General features: G+C 42.0%; 17 protein-coding genes. 3 read left to right on the top strand and 14 right to left on the bottom strand.

The genetic code is table 11. The annotated features are described in order from the left end of the window. The first annotated feature begins 112 nt into the window (after positions 1 to 112). From murT to K1I53_RS04630, 3 genes are all read left to right on the top strand, one after another. Positions 113 to 1456 (top strand): lipid II isoglutaminyl synthase subunit MurT, encoded by a 1344-nt coding sequence (murT, locus tag K1I53_RS04640; RefSeq protein ID WP_223328575.1) that lies wholly within the window; start codon positions 113 to 115, stop codon positions 1454 to 1456. After that, positions 1456 to 2238, top strand: coding sequence for a lipid II isoglutaminyl synthase subunit GatD (gene gatD, locus K1I53_RS04635; protein ID WP_223328574.1), 783 nt, complete (start codon positions 1456 to 1458; stop codon positions 2236 to 2238). Before murT ends, gatD begins: the two co-directional genes overlap by 1 nt. A gap of 127 nt (positions 2239 to 2365) precedes the next feature. After that, a complete protein-coding gene (locus K1I53_RS04630; RefSeq protein WP_223328573.1) occupies positions 2366 to 3448 on the top strand; it encodes a M24 family metallopeptidase in 1083 nt (360 codons plus the stop codon). Positions 3449 to 3550: 102 nt separating this feature from the next. On the opposite strand, the gene K1I53_RS04625 is transcribed toward K1I53_RS04630, so the two are convergent. From K1I53_RS04625 to K1I53_RS04560, 14 genes are all read right to left on the bottom strand, one after another. Next, positions 3551 to 4012 carry an ECF transporter S component gene (locus tag K1I53_RS04625; RefSeq protein WP_000814969.1) on the bottom strand — a complete coding sequence of 154 codons (462 nt, stop codon included), beginning with the start codon at positions 4010 to 4012 and terminating at the stop codon, positions 3551 to 3553. Next, positions 3990 to 4763, bottom strand: coding sequence for a bifunctional hydroxymethylpyrimidine kinase/phosphomethylpyrimidine kinase (locus K1I53_RS04620; RefSeq protein ID WP_223328572.1), 774 nt, complete (start codon positions 4761 to 4763; stop codon positions 3990 to 3992). The genes K1I53_RS04625 and K1I53_RS04620 overlap by 23 nt, the downstream gene beginning before the upstream one ends. Further along, entirely contained in the window at positions 4753 to 5502 is a 750-nt protein-coding gene (truA, locus tag K1I53_RS04615) for a tRNA pseudouridine(38-40) synthase TruA (protein ID WP_223328571.1), read from the bottom strand. The genes K1I53_RS04620 and truA overlap by 11 nt, the downstream gene beginning before the upstream one ends. A 96-nt stretch (positions 5503 to 5598) precedes the next feature. Further along, positions 5599 to 6750, bottom strand: a complete 1152-nt coding sequence (locus K1I53_RS04610; RefSeq protein WP_223328570.1) for an MFS transporter — start codon at positions 6748 to 6750, stop codon at positions 5599 to 5601. A 112-nt stretch (positions 6751 to 6862) separates the two neighbouring features. Beyond that, the gene (locus tag K1I53_RS04605; RefSeq protein WP_223328569.1) at positions 6863 to 7486 is read right to left on the bottom strand and encodes a Pr6Pr family membrane protein; all 624 of its coding nucleotides are present in this window, start codon (positions 7484 to 7486) and stop codon (positions 6863 to 6865) included. Between the two features lie 2 nt (positions 7487 to 7488). Next, complete coding sequence (locus tag K1I53_RS04600) at positions 7489 to 7827, bottom strand: zinc ribbon domain-containing protein YjdM (protein WP_001061600.1); 339 nt, start codon at positions 7825 to 7827, stop codon at positions 7489 to 7491. Positions 7828 to 8036: 209 nt separating this feature from the next. Then, on the bottom strand, positions 8037 to 8555 hold the full coding sequence (locus K1I53_RS04595; protein WP_223328568.1) for a Dps family protein: 519 nt from the start codon (positions 8553 to 8555) through the stop codon (positions 8037 to 8039). 148 nt (positions 8556 to 8703) lie between these two features. Continuing rightward, positions 8704 to 10485, bottom strand: coding sequence for an ABC transporter ATP-binding protein (locus tag K1I53_RS04590; RefSeq protein ID WP_223328567.1), 1782 nt, complete (start codon positions 10483 to 10485; stop codon positions 8704 to 8706). Positions 10486 to 10493: 8 nt separating this feature from the next. Further along, on the bottom strand, positions 10494 to 12230 hold the full coding sequence (locus K1I53_RS04585; RefSeq protein ID WP_223328566.1) for an ABC transporter ATP-binding protein: 1737 nt from the start codon (positions 12228 to 12230) through the stop codon (positions 10494 to 10496). Positions 12231 to 12410: 180 nt separating this feature from the next. Next, positions 12411 to 13169: a triose-phosphate isomerase gene (gene tpiA, locus K1I53_RS04580; protein WP_125827986.1), complete on the bottom strand. Its 759-nt coding sequence runs from the start codon at positions 13167 to 13169 to the stop codon at positions 12411 to 12413. A 96-nt stretch (positions 13170 to 13265) separates the two neighbouring features. After that, entirely contained in the window at positions 13266 to 13943 is a 678-nt protein-coding gene (locus tag K1I53_RS04575; protein ID WP_223328565.1) for a DnaD domain-containing protein, read from the bottom strand. A gap of 8 nt (positions 13944 to 13951) precedes the next feature. Next, positions 13952 to 14896, bottom strand: coding sequence for a homoserine O-acetyltransferase MetA (gene metA, locus K1I53_RS04570; RefSeq protein WP_223328564.1), 945 nt, complete (start codon positions 14894 to 14896; stop codon positions 13952 to 13954). Positions 14897 to 15077: 181 nt separating this feature from the next. Next, a complete protein-coding gene (locus K1I53_RS04565; RefSeq protein WP_001049316.1) occupies positions 15078 to 15590 on the bottom strand; it encodes an adenine phosphoribosyltransferase in 513 nt (170 codons plus the stop codon). 119 nt (positions 15591 to 15709) lie between these two features. Next, a complete protein-coding gene (locus K1I53_RS04560) occupies positions 15710 to 16147 on the bottom strand; it encodes a GNAT family N-acetyltransferase (protein WP_223328563.1) in 438 nt (145 codons plus the stop codon). Between the last annotated feature and the right edge of the window lie 56 nt (positions 16148 to 16203).

Below are 16203 nucleotides of genomic sequence, written 5' to 3'. Positions count from 1 at the left end.
TTTGATTGGTTTAATCAGAACCTAAAAAGCACCTCTAAGGTTACTTCTTTAGTTGATCTTAGAGGTTACTTTAGTTATTGGACTGCTGGGTGCAGTATGATATAATAGAAACATGAAATTAAAAACTACTTTGGGCCTCCTAGCTGGGCGTTCTTCTCACTTCATCTTGAGCCGTCTTGGTCGTGGAAGTACGCTCCCAGGAAAACTCGCCCTTCAATTTGATAAAGATATTTTACAAAATTTAGCTAAGAACTACGAAATTGTCGTGGTCACTGGAACCAACGGGAAAACCCTGACAACTGCCCTCACTGTCGGCATTTTAAAAGAGGTTTATGGTCAGGTTCTGACCAATCCAAGCGGTGCCAATATGATTACAGGGATTACGACAACCTTCTTGACTGCCAAATCTTCTAAAACTGGAAAAAACATTGCCGTTCTAGAAATCGACGAAGCCAGTCTTTCTCGTATCTGTGACTACATTCATCCTAGCCTTTTTGTCATCACTAATATTTTCCGTGACCAGATGGACCGCTATGGTGAGATTTACACGACTTATAACATGATTTTGGATGCCATCCGTAAGGTGCCTACGGCTACTGTTCTTCTAAATGGTGATAGTCCACTTTTCTACAAGCCAGCTATTCCAAATCCTGTAGAGTATTTTGGTTTTGACTTGGAAAAAGGACCAGCCAAACTAGCTCACTACAATACCGAAGGGATTCTCTGCCCTGACTGTCAAGGCATCCTCAAATATGAACATAATACCTATGCAAACTTGGGTGCCTATATCTGTGAAAATTGTGGTTGTAAACGTCCTGACTTGGACTACCGTCTGACAGACTTGGTTGAGTTGACTAACAATCGCTCCCGCTTTGTCATTGACGGCCAAGAATACGGAATCCAAATCGGTGGACTCTATAATATCTACAATGCCCTAGCTGCAGTTGCTATCGCCCGTTTCCTCGGTGCAGATTCGCAACGGATCAAGCAGGGATTTGATAAGAGTCGCGCTGTCTTTGGACGCCAAGAAACATTCCATATCGGCGATAAGGAATGTACCCTTGTCTTGATTAAAAATCCAGTTGGTGCGACCCAAGCTATCGAGATGATCAAACTAGCCCCTTATCCATTTAGCCTATCTGTCCTTCTCAACGCCAACTATGCTGATGGGATTGATACTAGCTGGATCTGGGATGCTGACTTTGAACAAATCACTGACATGGACATTCCTGAAATCAACGCTGGTGGTGTTCGTCATTCTGAAATCGCTCGCCGTCTACGGGTGACAGGCTACCCAGCTGATAAAATCACTGAGACAAGCAATCTGGAGCAAGTTCTCAAAACCATTGAGAACCAAGATTGTAAGCATGCCTATATCCTGGCTACCTATACTGCTATGCTTGAATTCCGTGAACTGCTGGCTAGCCGTCAGATTGTTAGAAAGGAGATGAACTGATGGTTTATACTTCACTTTCCTCAAAAGCTGGCAATTACCCCTATCAGCTCAATATCGCCCACCTCTATGGAAACCTCATGAATACCTACGGGGACAATGGAAATATCCTCATGCTCAAGTATGTGGCTGAAAAACTGGGGGCACATGTGACGGTTGACATCGTTTCTCTCCATGATGACTTTGACGAAAATCACTATGATATTGCTTTTTTCGGCGGGGGTCAAGACTTTGAACAAAGCATCATCGCTGACGACCTACCTGCTAAAAAAGAGAGTATTGACAACTACATCCAAAACGACGGTGTGGTTCTAGCTATCTGTGGTGGTTTCCAACTATTGGGTCAATATTATGTTGAGGCTTCAGGCAAGCGCATCGAAGGGCTAGGAGTCATGGGCCACTATACCCTCAACCAGACCAATAACCGCTTTATCGGTGACATCAAGATTCATAATAAAGAATTCGATGAAACCTACTATGGCTTTGAAAATCACCAAGGTCGCACCTTCCTCTCAGATGACCAAAAACCACTGGGACAGGTTGTTTATGGAAATGGAAACAACGAAGAAAAGGTCGGTGAAGGGGTTCATTATAAGAATGTCTTTGGTTCCTACTTCCACGGACCTATCCTCTCACGCAATGCCAATCTGGCTTATCGCCTAGTCACTACTGCTCTCAAGAAAAAATACGGTCAGGACATCCAACTCCCTGCCTATGAAGATATTCTCAGCCAAGAAATCGCTGAAGAATACAATGATGTCAAAAGCAAGGCTGACTTTTCTTAAACTAAGGAAAATTAGATCAAAGAACTCCGCTATCTTACCGGAGTTCTTTTTGCCTGTTCTTTTACCCTTCTCCCTTGCATTTTCTCTCATTTTTTGCCAAAATAGAGGGGTAGAAAGAAGGTAGCATATGTCTAAATTACAACAAATCCTAACATATCTTGAATCAGAAAAACTAGACGTCGCTGTCGTATCTGACCCCGTCACTATTAATTACCTCACTGGCTTTTACAGTGATCCTCATGAACGCCAAATGTTCCTCTTTATCCTAGCGGATCAAGAACCCCTCCTCTTTGTCCCTGCTCTTGAAGTGGAACGTGCAAGCAACACTGTCTCTTTCCCAGTTGTGGGCTATGTGGATTCTGAAAATCCATGGCAAAAAATCAAAAATGCCTTGCCACAGCACGACTTCAAACGTGTTGCTGTTGAGTTTGACAATCTCATCTTGACCAAATACCATGGTTTGAAAACTGTCTTTGAAACTGCTGAGTTTGAAAATCTCACTCCTCGCATCCAACGCATGCGCCTCATCAAATCAACTGACGAAGTGCAAAAAATGATGGTTGCAGGTCTCTATGCTGATAAGGCTGTTAAGGTTGGTTTTGACAATATTTCTCTTGATAAGACAGAGACAGATATCATTGCCCAAATCGACTTTGCTATGAAACGTGAAGGCTATGAAATGAGCTTTGATACTATGGTCTTGACTGGCGATAACGCTGCAAATCCACACGGCATTCCAGCAGCTAACAAGGTTGAAAATGATGCTCTTCTCCTCTTTGACCTGGGTGTTATGGTCAATGGCTATGCATCAGATATGACTCGTACGGTCGCTGTCGGCAAAACAGACCAATTCAAAAAAGATATCTACAACTTGACCCTTGAAGCCCAACAAGCTGCTCTTGACTTTATCAAGCCAGGTGTGACTGCACATGAAGTGGACCGGGCCGCCCGTGAAGTCATCGAGAAAGCTGGTTATGGAGAGTACTTCAACCACCGTCTCGGTCACGGTATCGGTATGGATGTCCACGAATTCCCATCTATCATGGAAGGAAATGACATGGTCATTGAAGAAGGCATGTGCTTCTCTGTTGAACCAGGTATCTATATCCCTGGAAAAGTCGGTGTCCGCATCGAAGACTGTGGTGTTGTTACCAAGGATGGCTTTGACCTCTTTACAAGCACCAGCAAAGATTTGCTTTATTTTGATTAATATTCTTTGAAAATCTTCCCACAATAAAACGCATAATATCAAGGTTTTTCAACACCTGATATTATGCGTTTTTCTGATTTTTAAAACTTTCCTCCAGCCGCTTTACTTAATTTTCTTAATACTCTGACTAAGCACAAACCCTACAACCATTCCCACGATATTTTGCAGGAAGTTTGGTAGGATTTCTGGTAGGGCTGCTGCCCAGCCATTCATCAAAGTTGAACCCAAGGCGTAGCCTCCTACCATCGCAATAGTAGCTAAGATAAGGCCTAGCCACTGAGATTTCCCTTTAAATCCTGCGAAAAATCCCTGCAAGCCATGGTTTACCAAGCTAAAGAACATCCACTGTGGATAGCCTGATAAGAGGTCAATCAAGAAACCTGCTAGTCCTCCAACGACAGCCCCTTCACGACTACCAAAGTAGAAGGCTGCAAAGAAGACACCCGCATCTAAGAGAGTTAGAATGCCTGTTGGTGTTGGGATTTTTAAGAAATAACCTAGAACCACAGAAAGGGCTGTCAAAAGAGATACAAGGGCGATTTTAGTTGTTTTGGTTTGCTTCATATTGTCTTACTCCATATTGATCTGCTTGTGCAATAGCACGGTAAACGAAAGCTTTAGAACTCTCTACCGCTGGTAAAAGTTCATCACCTTTAACCAAGTGACTGGCAATGCTTGAGGCAAAGGTACAACCTGCGCCAGCATTCTGCCCTTGGATAACGGGATTTTCTAGGACAGTGAAAATTTGCCCATCATAAAAGACATCCACAGCCTTGTCCTGGCTAAGGCGATTACCTCCCTTGATAATAACTGCTGACGCTCCTAATTCATGCAATTTCTGCGCTGCAGCCTTCATATCTTCCAAGGTTTTAATCTCCTGACCAGCTAATAATTCTGCTTCAGGAAGATTTGGCGTAATCACACTGACATGAGGGAAAAAACGAATTAACTCTTGACAGAGTTCACTGACAGCTACATCGTGCGTTTCCTTGCAGACCAAGACAGGGTCCAATACCACAGGCACTCCTGGACGTTGCTTGATAAAGTCCAAGGCCTTCTCAGCCACACTGACAGTAGGAAGAAGACCGATCTTAATCCCCGCAAACTCCACATCACGCAAACTATCTAATTCATGTTGAAAAATGACGTCATCTGTTGGAAAGACTTCAAAACCCTTTTCGGTCAAGGCCGTCAAACAAGTCACTGCTACAAAGCCATGCAAGCCGTTTAAGGTATAGGTGGCAAGATCAGCTGACAATCCACCGCCACTAAAAATATCATTCCCAGAAAGGGCTAAAATACGATTATTCTTCATAACGAATCTCCTTTAAATACAAGCCATTCGGTGCAGCCGTTGGACCTGCAAGCTGCCTGTCCTTCTTCTCCAAAATCAAGTCAATCTGCTCAACTGGCATTCGATTATTTCCGATTTTGAGCAGTGTCCCCACCATATTGCGAATCTGCTTATACAAGAAGCCATTTCCTGAAAAGGTAAAGGTTAAAAACTGCCCTGTCTCATCGATTGTTAGACTTGCTTCTGTGATGGTGCGAACCTTGTCCTCTACACTGGTACCAGACGCTGTAAAACCGGTAAAATCATGGGTTCCCTCTAGCTTTTTGATGGCCGCCTGCATCCGTTCCACATCAAGTGGATAAGGAAAGTGAGTGGCATAGTGACGGCGCATCGGATTTTTAGGACGCCCCCTATCTACTATAAACTCATAGGTCTTGCTATGTTTTGCATAACGGCAATGAAAATCATCCGCCACAAGCTCAATCGAGATCACATCAATATCTTCAGGGGACTGGGTATCCAAAGCAAAACGGAGTTTTTCCTCATTCATTTGATAAGGCAGGTCAAAATGAATGACCTGTCCCAAGGCATGAACACCACTATCAGTCCTACCAGCACCGTGAACAGTGATGGCTTGTCCTTTATTCAGCCTCGTTAACGTTTTTTCGATTTCCTCCTGAACGCTCCGCGCATGGGGCTGACGCTGAAAACCAGCAAAAGCGTAACCGTCATAAGAAATGATTGCTTTATATCTTGTCATGTATCTATTTTATCAGGAAATAATAGTACAAACAAGTTCAAAGAAAGATAATTGTCTGGGGACAAAAATGAAAAAGAAAAACTTAGGAAACCAATCCTAAGCTTTCTTTCGAAGGGCAACCATGACAAATACGGAAGTCACTATTAACCAGCATCCTAGAATGGTGAAGACCAGCATCCCGTTTTGAGTGACCATACCGACAGCTCCCAGGATGAAAGGTGTCGTAAAGGCTCCAAAGCTACATCCTAGCACTGCGAAAGACGTTGCCTGATTAAGAAGTTTAGCTGGAATTCTTTCAGAAAGAAGCTGAAAGACAGTGGTCAAGGCCACACTATAAGAAAAACCTGCCACAATACTTCCAACTACCATCACACCCAATGATGGAGACAAGGCAATCACAATCTGCCCCAATCCAAAGGTGATACCTGACCACAGGAGCAATCTTTCTTTAAAGAGAGAAATCAAGAAAGAAAAACTCACACCAGCCACAATCCCAATCAGCTGCATGACACTAAGAACAAAACTAGATAATTGAGCATCCCCGAGACCTCTTTCCACCATCAAACTAGGGATACGAATGGTGATAGCTGTATTGGTGCAGACAACAACTGCTGCTTCGACAGCCAATAGAAAAATGAAGCCCTTCATCTGTCCTGTCAAACGAGTTGTTTCGGCCTCTTTTTTCTTTGTTTCTTTCTTTTCTTTCCCATAAGGGACAAAGAGCAGATAAAGAATCAATACTAAAAAGCCCGCACTGTAGGCCAAGAAGGTCACTGTCCATCCCAAGGATAAGAGTTGACCTACCACTAGAGTCAAAATCGACGCCCCGACAACTTCTGCTGATCCGCGAAGACCCAACATCTGGATCCGTGTCTTTCCATGATAGCGTTCGCTGATGATAGAAATGGCCTTGGCATTGATCATTCCAACACCCAAGCCAAATAAAATCCGCATAGCAAAGACAAAGTTATAATCCTGATACCAGAAGGGAGCTGTTCCACCAATAGAGAGGATGAGAAGTCCCAGACTAATCTGAAGTCGCTCAGAAAACAAACGCTCTAGCACCCCGTTTAAGACTAGCATAATCATAATCCCAAAAGAAGGGAGACTGACTAGGAGCTCGATTTGTTCTTTGGGATAGCCCTGATAATAGTCAAACATAGCTGGTAGAGCACTCGAGATGGAAAAGGAGGTAATCAAAACGAGGGAGAGGGCCAAAATACTAGCCCGTTCTAAAAATTGTTTCATGGATTTTCTTTCTGTATATTTCTCACTGTTGATCCTTTTAAAAGGAAGATGGCAAGAAAAGAAGGAGCCCGATTGAACTAGAGACTCCGTCCTAACTTTCCTAATAGGAAGACTATTTTCGCTTGATTTGCTTGATCAGATAGAAGATAAAGCCTGCAACCATATACCCCGCAAAAATGATCAAACACCATTTGATGACCACGTCCCAACCCTTGTTCACATTTAAAAAGAAATATGGGAAGGGATTGTCCTTGGAATTCGGAATATTAAGTTTTAAGACCAGGCCGTTAAACAAGGCAAAAATCATATAAACCAAGGGCAAGATGGTCCACAAGACTGGATCCCAGATCTTGTATTGACCCCGTTTATCAAAGAAGAGGGTGTCGGCTAAAAACCAGAGTGGAACGATATAGTGGCAAAGGAAATTTTCCACACGGTAAAAATCTGTCGCAATCGGAGCAAGCATAAAATGGTAAATCACACAGGTAATCATGATACTCATGGTGACGCCACCCTTGAGACGAAGCAAGGTCGGACTTTGCCAATTTTCCCCTGAACGGCTCATCACACGGAGCAGATAGCCCGTGAAAATCGTTACCAAAAGATTAGACAACACTGTGTAGTAAAGGAGCATACCAAAGCCACCGTGCTTGGTAATCTCCAAATAAACTCCTGTAAATGCCGCTAAGAACAAGAGCACACGACTATAAAAGATAAATTTGTAGTTCAGTTTCATGGCTAGATTTTCTTAACAAATTCTGACTTGAGTTTCATAGCTCCAAAACCATCAATCTTACAGTCGATGTTGTGGTCACCTTCTACAATACGGATATTTTTAACACGAGTTCCTTGTTTCAAATCCTTTGGCGCACCTTTTACTTTCAAGTCCTTGATTAAGGTTACAGTATCACCGTCAGCCAATTTATTTCCATTAGCATCGATAGCAACAACACCTTCTTCTACTTCTGCAACTTCTGCAGGATTCCACTCATAGGCACACTCTGGGCAGACCAAGAGACTTCCGTCTTCGTAGACATATTCTGAATTACATTTCGGGCAATTTGGTAAGTTGTTCATAAGTCCTCCTTAAACTAACAATTATTCTTTAAAATTCATATGTTATTGAACAGCAACTATTATACCGTAAAATCCTACTTTTGACAATGTGTCCTAAGTCTAGCAGACAAAAAAGTCATGCAACTTTTTACAGTTACATGACTTTTAAAAGATGATTGGTCATGGGCACTTATCAAGCACCTCATGATAAAAGGGGTAGCAACTATATCTTACAAACCAGGAGCTTGTCCAAGTTCTGCTGCAATCATCCAAACTGTTTTCTCAAGTTCAGCCTTAGCACCAACAAAGATATCGTTTGTAACATCATCGCCTTCTTCATCTGTCACATCCAAAGCTTTTTGGAAAAGAGCGATGAGGTAGCGGTAAATCGCTAGAACACGTTCCAAGCTTTCTTCAACGTTACGGAATTCTCCTTCTTCTTCTTCGATTTCACTGTGTTGAAGGAATTCTGTCAAAGTTGAGTAAGGTTTGCCACCAAGTGTAATCAAGCGTTCGCTGACTTCATCAAGGTAACCATCTAGGCTATCCATGTATTCATCCATCTTAGGATGCCATACTTGGAAACCACGACCACGCATGTACCAGTGTACTTGGTGAAGGGCAATGTGAGCCACATACAAGTCTGCTACTGCTTGGTTAAGCACTTCCTTTGTTTTTGCTAGCGCTTCAGGCGCTGATTTAGATAATGTTGTTACGTCTTTTAATGCATCTTTTTTCAATTCAACCATTTTTTTCACCTCGTAAAATTATTTTTGTAACCATATTATTGATTACTACCTCAGTATACCACTCCAAGTAGACAAAAGCAAGAAAATTAACCCATATTAAAAAAGTTGTAATTGACTGATAATTTAAGAAAAATTTAGCTTTATTTTATTAGCTGACTTGATCAGATTTGCTCGAAAATTGGCTTTGGTACAGATCATAATAAAAGCCTCTTGCTTGGAGCAAGCTTTCATGATTTCCCTGCTCAATAATCTGCCCATCCTTAAGAACGAGAATCTTATCCGCTTCTTGAATAGTAGAGAGACGGTGGGCGATGACAAAGCTTGTTCTTCCCTTCATCAACCGTTTCATAGCTTTTTGAATCAAGAGTTCCAAACGGGTGTCAACAGAGGAAGTCGCTTCATCCAGAATGAGAATTTTAGGATTGGCTAGGAGAGCACGCGCGATGGTCAAAAGTTGTTTTTGTCCGAGGGAAATATTGCTGGACTCTTGGTTCATCTCCATGTTATAACCACCAGGAAGCGTTCGGATAAAGTGATCTACATTTGCCGCTTTGGCAGCTTCTATTATTTCTTCGTCACTGGCGTCAAGATTTCCAAAACGTAGGTTTTCTTTGATCGTAACTTCATAGAGCCAAGCATCCTGCAAGACCATCCCAAACTGACGGCGGTAGTCTTGTCGTGACAACTGACGAATATCTTGCCCGTCAACCAAGATTGCACCTGCTGTGACATCGTAAAAACGCATGAGCAGATTGATTAAGGTTGTCTTACCTGCACCAGTTGGACCAACGATCGCTACCATCTCTCCTGGTTGAACTTCTAGATTAAAGTCTCGAATCAATGGCTTGTTTTCAACATACTGGAAGTCAACATGTTGGAAGGTCACCTGACCTGTTAAGGGTTCAAGGATTTCGAGTTCTTCTCCCTTGACTTCCTCTGTCTCATCCAAGATGTCGAAGATGCGGTCTAGCGAAGACTTAGCACTTTGCATTTGACCCGCAAGTTGTGTGATGTTTTGGATAGGCTGGCTAACCTGCCAAACATACTGAACAAAGGCCTGCATATTCCCCACTGTCAAACGACCCGCAATCACTTGCAAACCACCAAGAACCGCAACAATCAGATAGGTCAAATCCGATACAGCATGAAGGGCTGGCATCATAAGCCCAGAGATAAAGCTGGCTTTAAAGCCAACATGTTGGAGGTCGTCTGTAATCTTAGAAAATTCTTTATGAGAGGATTCCTCACGACCGTAGAGTTTCAAGACATTAAAACCTGTAAGATTTTCCTGCACATAGCCATTCATCCGTCCTAAAATAGCTGCCTGTTCTTTAAAATAAGGCTGAGAACGTTTCAGGATGCTTCTGGCACCAAAATAGGTCACTGGAATGGATAGAATCACCACTATAGCCAGTTGAAAGTTCAAGTATAAAACCATTCCCATCACGAGAACAATCGTCAAAACGGCATTGACAATTTGGAGAAAAGACTGTTGAAGAGCATTAGACACTGTCTCAACGTCACTGGTAAAGCGCCCCAACAAATCACCAAATTGGTGTTTGTCAAAGAAAGATACTGGGATACGATTGATTTTCTCGGTCATTTCATTTCGCAGATCCTGAGTCATGGACTGGACTGCATTGGTCATGAAATAGTTGGAATAATAAGACCCAAGTTCATACAATAGACCTCTAAAGAGGTAAATGATTAAAACAGTTCCGATGTAGCCAGTATTGATACCAGCACCTGCAAGACCATTAGCCATATCTAAGAGATTCTTTGTCAACTCCGTAATGGCTAGCCCCAAGACAAAAGGCTCCAAGACACTCATGATCACACTCAAAATTTTTAGAAAGACTGCAAAGAAGACAGAAAAACGGTAGGCTTTCAAATAGCTCCACAAACGAGCCAAACTAGATTGTGTTTTCATATTTCCTCCTATTCCTCTGTTAGAGATGCATTTTTCAACTGCGACTCAGCAATTTCACGATAGATGTCATTGGTTTCCATCAATTCCTCATGGCGACCGCGACCCACGATTTCCCCTTTATCAAGAACGATTATCTGGTCCGCATCCATGATGGTTCCGACACGTTGAGCAACAATTAAAACCGTTGCATTCTGTGTGACTTCCTTGAGACGACGGCGCAAAATGGCATCTGTACGATAATCCAAGGCTGAGAAAGAATCGTCAAAAATATAGATATCAGGATTCTTTATAACCGCTCTGGCAATTGAGAGACGTTGTTTCTGTCCTCCAGAAAGGTTGCTTCCACCTTCAGCTAGATGGGTCGCAAAGCCTTCTTCTCGGCTTTCGATAAAATCTTTGGCTTGCGCCACATCCGCTGCCTGATGTAGGTCTTTGTGACTAGCATCTTCCTTCCCATAGCGGATATTTTCAGCGATAGTTCCTGTAAAGAGCAAGGCCTTCTGCGGGATAAAACCAATCTTTTGACGAAGAGACTTGAGGCGGTAATCCCTCACATCGACACCATCAACCTTGATTTTCCCAAGCGTGACATCGTAAAAACGAGGAATCAATTGCACAAGAGAGGACTTGCCCGATCCGGTCGATCCGATAAAAGCAATGGTTTCACCTGGTTTGGCGCAGAACGAAATGTTGTGCAAAACAGGATTCTCCGTCTCACCAGGATAGGCAAAGGTGACATTTTCAAATTTCAAATAGCCATGGGTTGCTGTCTCTCTAACACCTCCTTCATTGGGATCAATGGAAATCGGCATGTCCATGACTTCTTTCAACCGTTCACTCGAAACGGCTGTACGAGGATACATGGTGAAGAGATTGGATAGGAAAAGGAAGGACAAGAGGGCGTGGAAACTATATTCGATAAAGGCCACCAGATCCCCAATTTGCAAGCTTCCTTGTTTGATAGGGTCCAGAGCGAACCAGACAATAGCCACAATCATGGCAATGATAATCTGAACAAACAAGGGTTCTGTCAGACCAGTTAGTTTAAACAGACGATTAGAATTATCTGCATAGACCGCATTTTGTCCTGCAAAGCGTTCCTCTTGAAACTCTTCACGAGCAAAAGCACGAATGACACGGAGCCCCATCAGATTTTCTCTAACGTATTGATTGATCTTATCTAAGGTAGCCTGCTGTTTCTCTGACAAAGGGCGAGTCTTGACAGCCACATAAATAACCACCACAGCCAAGAAAGGTACTGCAAAAGCTACTATCCAAGCCAATGACGGGCTGGTCAAAAAGATCATTAAAATACTAGACAACATCATCATGGGAGTGATGACACCCAGTTTTAAGGTCTGTTCTGCAAATTGCATGAGAACAAAGGCATCACTGGTAATACGAGTAACCAGTGAAGATACTCCTATCTTTTCATATTCATGATGAGAATACTCTTGTAATTTGGCATAGAGATCATCCCTCATATCCTTGACCATATTGGTCGTCAGCTTACTAGCTGCGTAGGACAAGACTATACGCCCCAAGGTTCCACATAGGATAATCACCAGCATGATAGTGGCCCAAACATACAATTGATGTTCATTTCCTTTATTCACACCTTCATCAATCATCCGAGCCAGAACAGTTGGCAGTCCAAGATTGACGATAACAAAGAAAACCGCGCCAAAGAAATCCAGGAATAACCACTTGGGATATTTTTTCAAATAAGACCAAATATAGAGCATAACTCCTCCTTTCATAACTTTTTAATACAGAAAAGAGCGCGCATCCGCACGCCTTTCTTTCCCTAAGGAACTTTACTAAACTAGAAAAAATTCCTCTTTCACAAGAGTACTCCAAGTAAAAACAAGACAGGCAGTCAAAGTCACCTAGTACTTTTGACTGTCTGTCTGGAAAAACTTAGATTATTTTACAAAATCAAGCAATGCCAAGAAGCTTTCAGCTTCAAGTGACGCACCACCAACAAGGGCACCGTCAACGTCTGGGCAAGCCATGTATGAAGCAACGTTTTCAGGTTTAACTGAACCACCGTATTGAACACGAACTTTGTCCGCAACTTCTTGACCAAAGTCAGCAGCTACAACGTCACGAACAACTTTACACATTTTTTGTGCATCGTCTTGTGAAGCTGATTTACCAGTACCGATAGCCCAGATTGGCTCATAAGCGATAACTGATGCAGCAACTTGTTCAGCTGTCAATCCAGCCAATGCAGCAGATACTTGAGCACCTACGAATTCAGCCGCTTTACCAGCTTCGTAAGTTTCAAGTGACTCACCACAACAGATGATTGGAAGCATACCGTTTGCAAAGATTGCTTTTGCTTTTTTGTTGATATCTTCGTCAGTTTCATGGAAGTAGTCACGGCGTTCTGAGTGACCGATAACAACGTAGTCAGTACCGATTTCTTTCAAAACTTGTGGGCTAGTTTCACCAGTGAAAGCACCTGCATTTTCAAAGTAGCAGTTTTGAGCAGCAACTTTAAGGTTTGAACCTTTAGCAGTAGCAAGAACAGTTGTCAAATCAAGAGCTGGAGCTGCGATACCTGCTTCAACAAGGTCTGATGAAGGAAGTTTTGAGGCAACGGCTTCAACGAATGCTTTTGCTTCTTCTGGATTTTTGTTCATTTTCCAGTTACCAGCGATAAATGGTTTACGTGACATTTCACATACCTCTTTTTTCATTTTATTTTCTATTATTCTATCATATTTATAAGGAGCTTGCAAATCTTACTCTAATTTACAAGATTTTCCGAGCGGCTACTCTTGCCACAAATTCATAGCATCGAGGAAATCAGCCGAAGCTTGCACTTGTTTGGGATTGTTAGCTTCTCGCTCTGCTCGTTTGGCCTCCACCTGGGCCACAGACTGAATGCCTTCATGGCGCCAATTCCGAAGAATAGCTTGAATATATTTCCAGTTTGGTTTGCCATTTAGAACGGCCTCTCGAAGAGCTTCCTTGATCAAATCCGCCTTGATCCCATCTTCTTTTACTGTCTTAGAAAGATCTTCGATTTCAAACGGCGTTATCAAGCGTCCCAATTCCTGCTGAAAAGTCTCAACCAGATCCTTCAATTGATTTTGCGGATTTGGGGCAGTTGTAGCTGGAGTTTGGCTATCTAACAAGCTATCCAAGCGTTCAAAAGCCAAACTAGCATCAAAAATAAGCTCAATTTCCCCATTTAGTTCAATCGTTCGATATTGTAGCAAACCATTTTCAGTCAAGTTTGAAATGGATTGGTTGACATCTGCAAGTTCTTTTCCAATAGTTTCTGCAATTTGGCTTGGCGATAGCTCATCCAAAGCAGATGTATTTTGTAGATAGAAAAATTGCCAGACGAGAAAATCATCACTGGAAGGAAAAAGTTCCTTAAAATGCAAGAGCAGGGCACTTGGCAAAACCAAGTTCCCTGATTTAAAAGCGTCAAAATATGTCATAATTCCTCTTATAAATATCCAAATGAAGCTGCGTCATCCTCTACCTTTTTCCAGTCAAAGGGGGTTTCCTGATAAACAGCATAGTTAACCCAATTACTGAAAAAGAGGGCAGCTGATGAAGACCAACAAAGACACGGTTTCTCATTCACATCATCATTTTTGAAGTAATTTTCTGGAATGTGAGGATTAAGTCCTGCCTCACAATCACGAAAATACTCTTTTGCTAGAGTATCACGGTCATATTCTAAATGACCAAAACTATAAATCTCACGAAGATCCCGACTGGCTAAAATAGAAACGCCGACTTGTTCTCCCTCAGAGAGGATTTCCAGATTGGTTTTTCCTAAAATTTCCTCCTTATAGATTTCTGTATGACGAGAATGGGGAGCTACATAGCTATCATCAAAACCACGAAAGAGAAGATGGCCCTCTTTTAAGGTATCCTGCGGGTAAATGCCTGACAGTTTCTGCTCCATCTGGTATTTTTCAACGCCATAGCGAGCATAAAGACCTGCTTGGGCACCCCAACAGATATGCAGGGTAGAAAAAACATGCGTCTTGGACCATTCAATGACTTCTTTAAACTCCTCCCAGTAGTCCACCTCTTCAAAAGGCAAGTGCTCCACTGGAGCTCCCGTGATGATCATTCCATCAAAAAAGTCATTCTTAACCTCTGAGAAGGTCTTATAGAAAGTTTCCATATGTTCGGCACGAGTCGTCTTTGAACGATGCGTTTCCATATACAAGAAATCGATATCTAACTGTAGGGGCGTATTGGCCAAATGCCGCAAGAGTTGTGTTTCTGTCACAATCTTTTGGGGCATCAGATTTAGAATCAAAATCTTCAAAGGTCGAATATCTTGGTGAGCAGCCCGTTGATCATCCATGACAAAGATATTTTCTGTCCTTAAAATCTCCACAGCTGGTAATTTTTTATCAATTCGAATCGGCATAATACCCTCCTAACTGTACTCTTTTAGAAATAATTGAATGTGTTTGAAGTCAAATCTCAAACACTTAGTCCTTTTATTATACTGCAAGAAGATATCGTTTTCAATTATAGTTTTTCTCTAACTAGCTATAGTTTGTTTATATAACAGATGAAGAGAAAACAGCCCCAAGGACTGTTTTTCATTAATAATGCATAAGTACCTTGTAATCGTAATCTCCGATTTTTTCACGGCCTTTAAGCTCATCCAGTTCAATCAAGAAAGCACAACCTGCTACAACTCCACCAAGTCTTTCAATCATCTCAATCGTTGCCTTGACAGTTCCACCTGTCGCCAAGAGGTCATCTACAATGAGAACGCGTTGGCCTGGCTTAATCGCATCAGCATGCATGGTCAAAGTATCAATACCATACTCTTTTTCATAGTCAGCAGAAATTACTTCGCGTGGTAATTTCCCTGGTTTACGTACAGGAGCAAATCCAATCCCCAACTCAAAGGCAACGGGACAGCCGACAATAAATCCACGGGCTTCTGGTCCCACGATCATGTCAATCTTTTTGTCTGTTGCATACTGAACGATTTCACGAACAGCATAGCTATAAGCATTGCCATCTGCCATCAATGGGCTGATATCACGGAAGGTGATGCCTTCCTTGGGATAATTTTCAATCGTTGCGATATAATCTTTTAAATTCATCTTTTTCTTTCTTTCAAAGTTTTTTACTCTCTATTATACCATATTTTCTGTGAAAGAAGAAATAGAAGATTTTTATTTGCTAATCCAAGATTTCGTCTTGCTGATTTAAGATTCAAGCTTTAATCCAACCATTGAATATAGGCTGTTTTATCTTCACTATTATAACCAGCTCCCTTATAAAAATTCTGAGTACTTACATTTTTAGAACCTGTCAGGAGCATCATCTTATAACAATTTCCCTCTTTAGCTATTTGTTTAGCATATTCAAGACAAGCGCTTGCATACCCTTTCCCTCTATCTTCTTCTCGGGTCACCACATTTTCTATCAAAGCATAGGGTCTCACACCTCTTGTCAAGTTGGGAATGATGACACAAATACAGGAGGAGACTATTCTTCCTTCCACCTCCTTCACGATAACATGATGGCGCTGGTCAGAAATCATCTCACTCCATACTTGCTGCAAATGAAGACTATCTTCTGGGATTTCTTTCTCATGTAAGGACAGGTAGAGATTTAATAACTCAAATAAATCCTCCTGTACAGCTTCTCTCAACACTTTTATTTCCTCCAATCCTTTGTTAATAGATTTGAATAAAAAAACTCTGACCGAAG

The organism is Streptococcus oralis (assembly GCF_019929365.1).
GTDB classification, from domain to species: domain Bacteria; phylum Bacillota; class Bacilli; order Lactobacillales; family Streptococcaceae; genus Streptococcus; species Streptococcus oralis_BT.
The sequence above is the reverse complement of the archived record's forward strand: the minus strand, read 5'-3'. Positions and strand labels throughout refer to the sequence as shown.

Bases quoted from the DNA above. Each gene is read 5' to 3' on its own strand.
- murT (WP_223328575.1), top strand. From the start codon at position 113: ATGAAATTAAAAACTACTTTGGGCCTCCTAGCTGGGCGTTCTTCTCAC.
- gatD (WP_223328574.1), top strand. From the start codon at position 1,456: ATGGTTTATACTTCACTTTCCTCAAAAGCTGGCAATTACCCCTATCAG.
- K1I53_RS04630 (WP_223328573.1), top strand. From the start codon at position 2,366: ATGTCTAAATTACAACAAATCCTAACATATCTTGAATCAGAAAAACTA.
- K1I53_RS04625 (WP_000814969.1), bottom strand. From the start codon at position 4,012: ATGAAGCAAACCAAAACAACTAAAATCGCCCTTGTATCTCTTTTGACA.
- K1I53_RS04620 (WP_223328572.1), bottom strand. From the start codon at position 4,763: ATGAAGAATAATCGTATTTTAGCCCTTTCTGGGAATGATATTTTTAGT.
- truA (WP_223328571.1), bottom strand. From the start codon at position 5,502: ATGACAAGATATAAAGCAATCATTTCTTATGACGGTTACGCTTTTGCT.
- K1I53_RS04610 (WP_223328570.1), bottom strand. From the start codon at position 6,750: ATGAAACAATTTTTAGAACGGGCTAGTATTTTGGCCCTCTCCCTCGTT.
- K1I53_RS04605 (WP_223328569.1), bottom strand. From the start codon at position 7,486: ATGAAACTGAACTACAAATTTATCTTTTATAGTCGTGTGCTCTTGTTC.
- K1I53_RS04600 (WP_001061600.1), bottom strand. From the start codon at position 7,827: ATGAACAACTTACCAAATTGCCCGAAATGTAATTCAGAATATGTCTAC.
- K1I53_RS04595 (WP_223328568.1), bottom strand. From the start codon at position 8,555: ATGGTTGAATTGAAAAAAGATGCATTAAAAGACGTAACAACATTATCT.
- K1I53_RS04590 (WP_223328567.1), bottom strand. From the start codon at position 10,485: ATGAAAACACAATCTAGTTTGGCTCGTTTGTGGAGCTATTTGAAAGCC.
- K1I53_RS04585 (WP_223328566.1), bottom strand. From the start codon at position 12,230: ATGCTCTATATTTGGTCTTATTTGAAAAAATATCCCAAGTGGTTATTC.
- tpiA (WP_125827986.1), bottom strand. From the start codon at position 13,169: ATGTCACGTAAACCATTTATCGCTGGTAACTGGAAAATGAACAAAAAT.
- K1I53_RS04575 (WP_223328565.1), bottom strand. From the start codon at position 13,943: ATGACATATTTTGACGCTTTTAAATCAGGGAACTTGGTTTTGCCAAGT.
- metA (WP_223328564.1), bottom strand. From the start codon at position 14,896: ATGCCGATTCGAATTGATAAAAAATTACCAGCTGTGGAGATTTTAAGG.
- K1I53_RS04565 (WP_001049316.1), bottom strand. From the start codon at position 15,590: ATGAATTTAAAAGATTATATCGCAACGATTGAAAATTATCCCAAGGAA.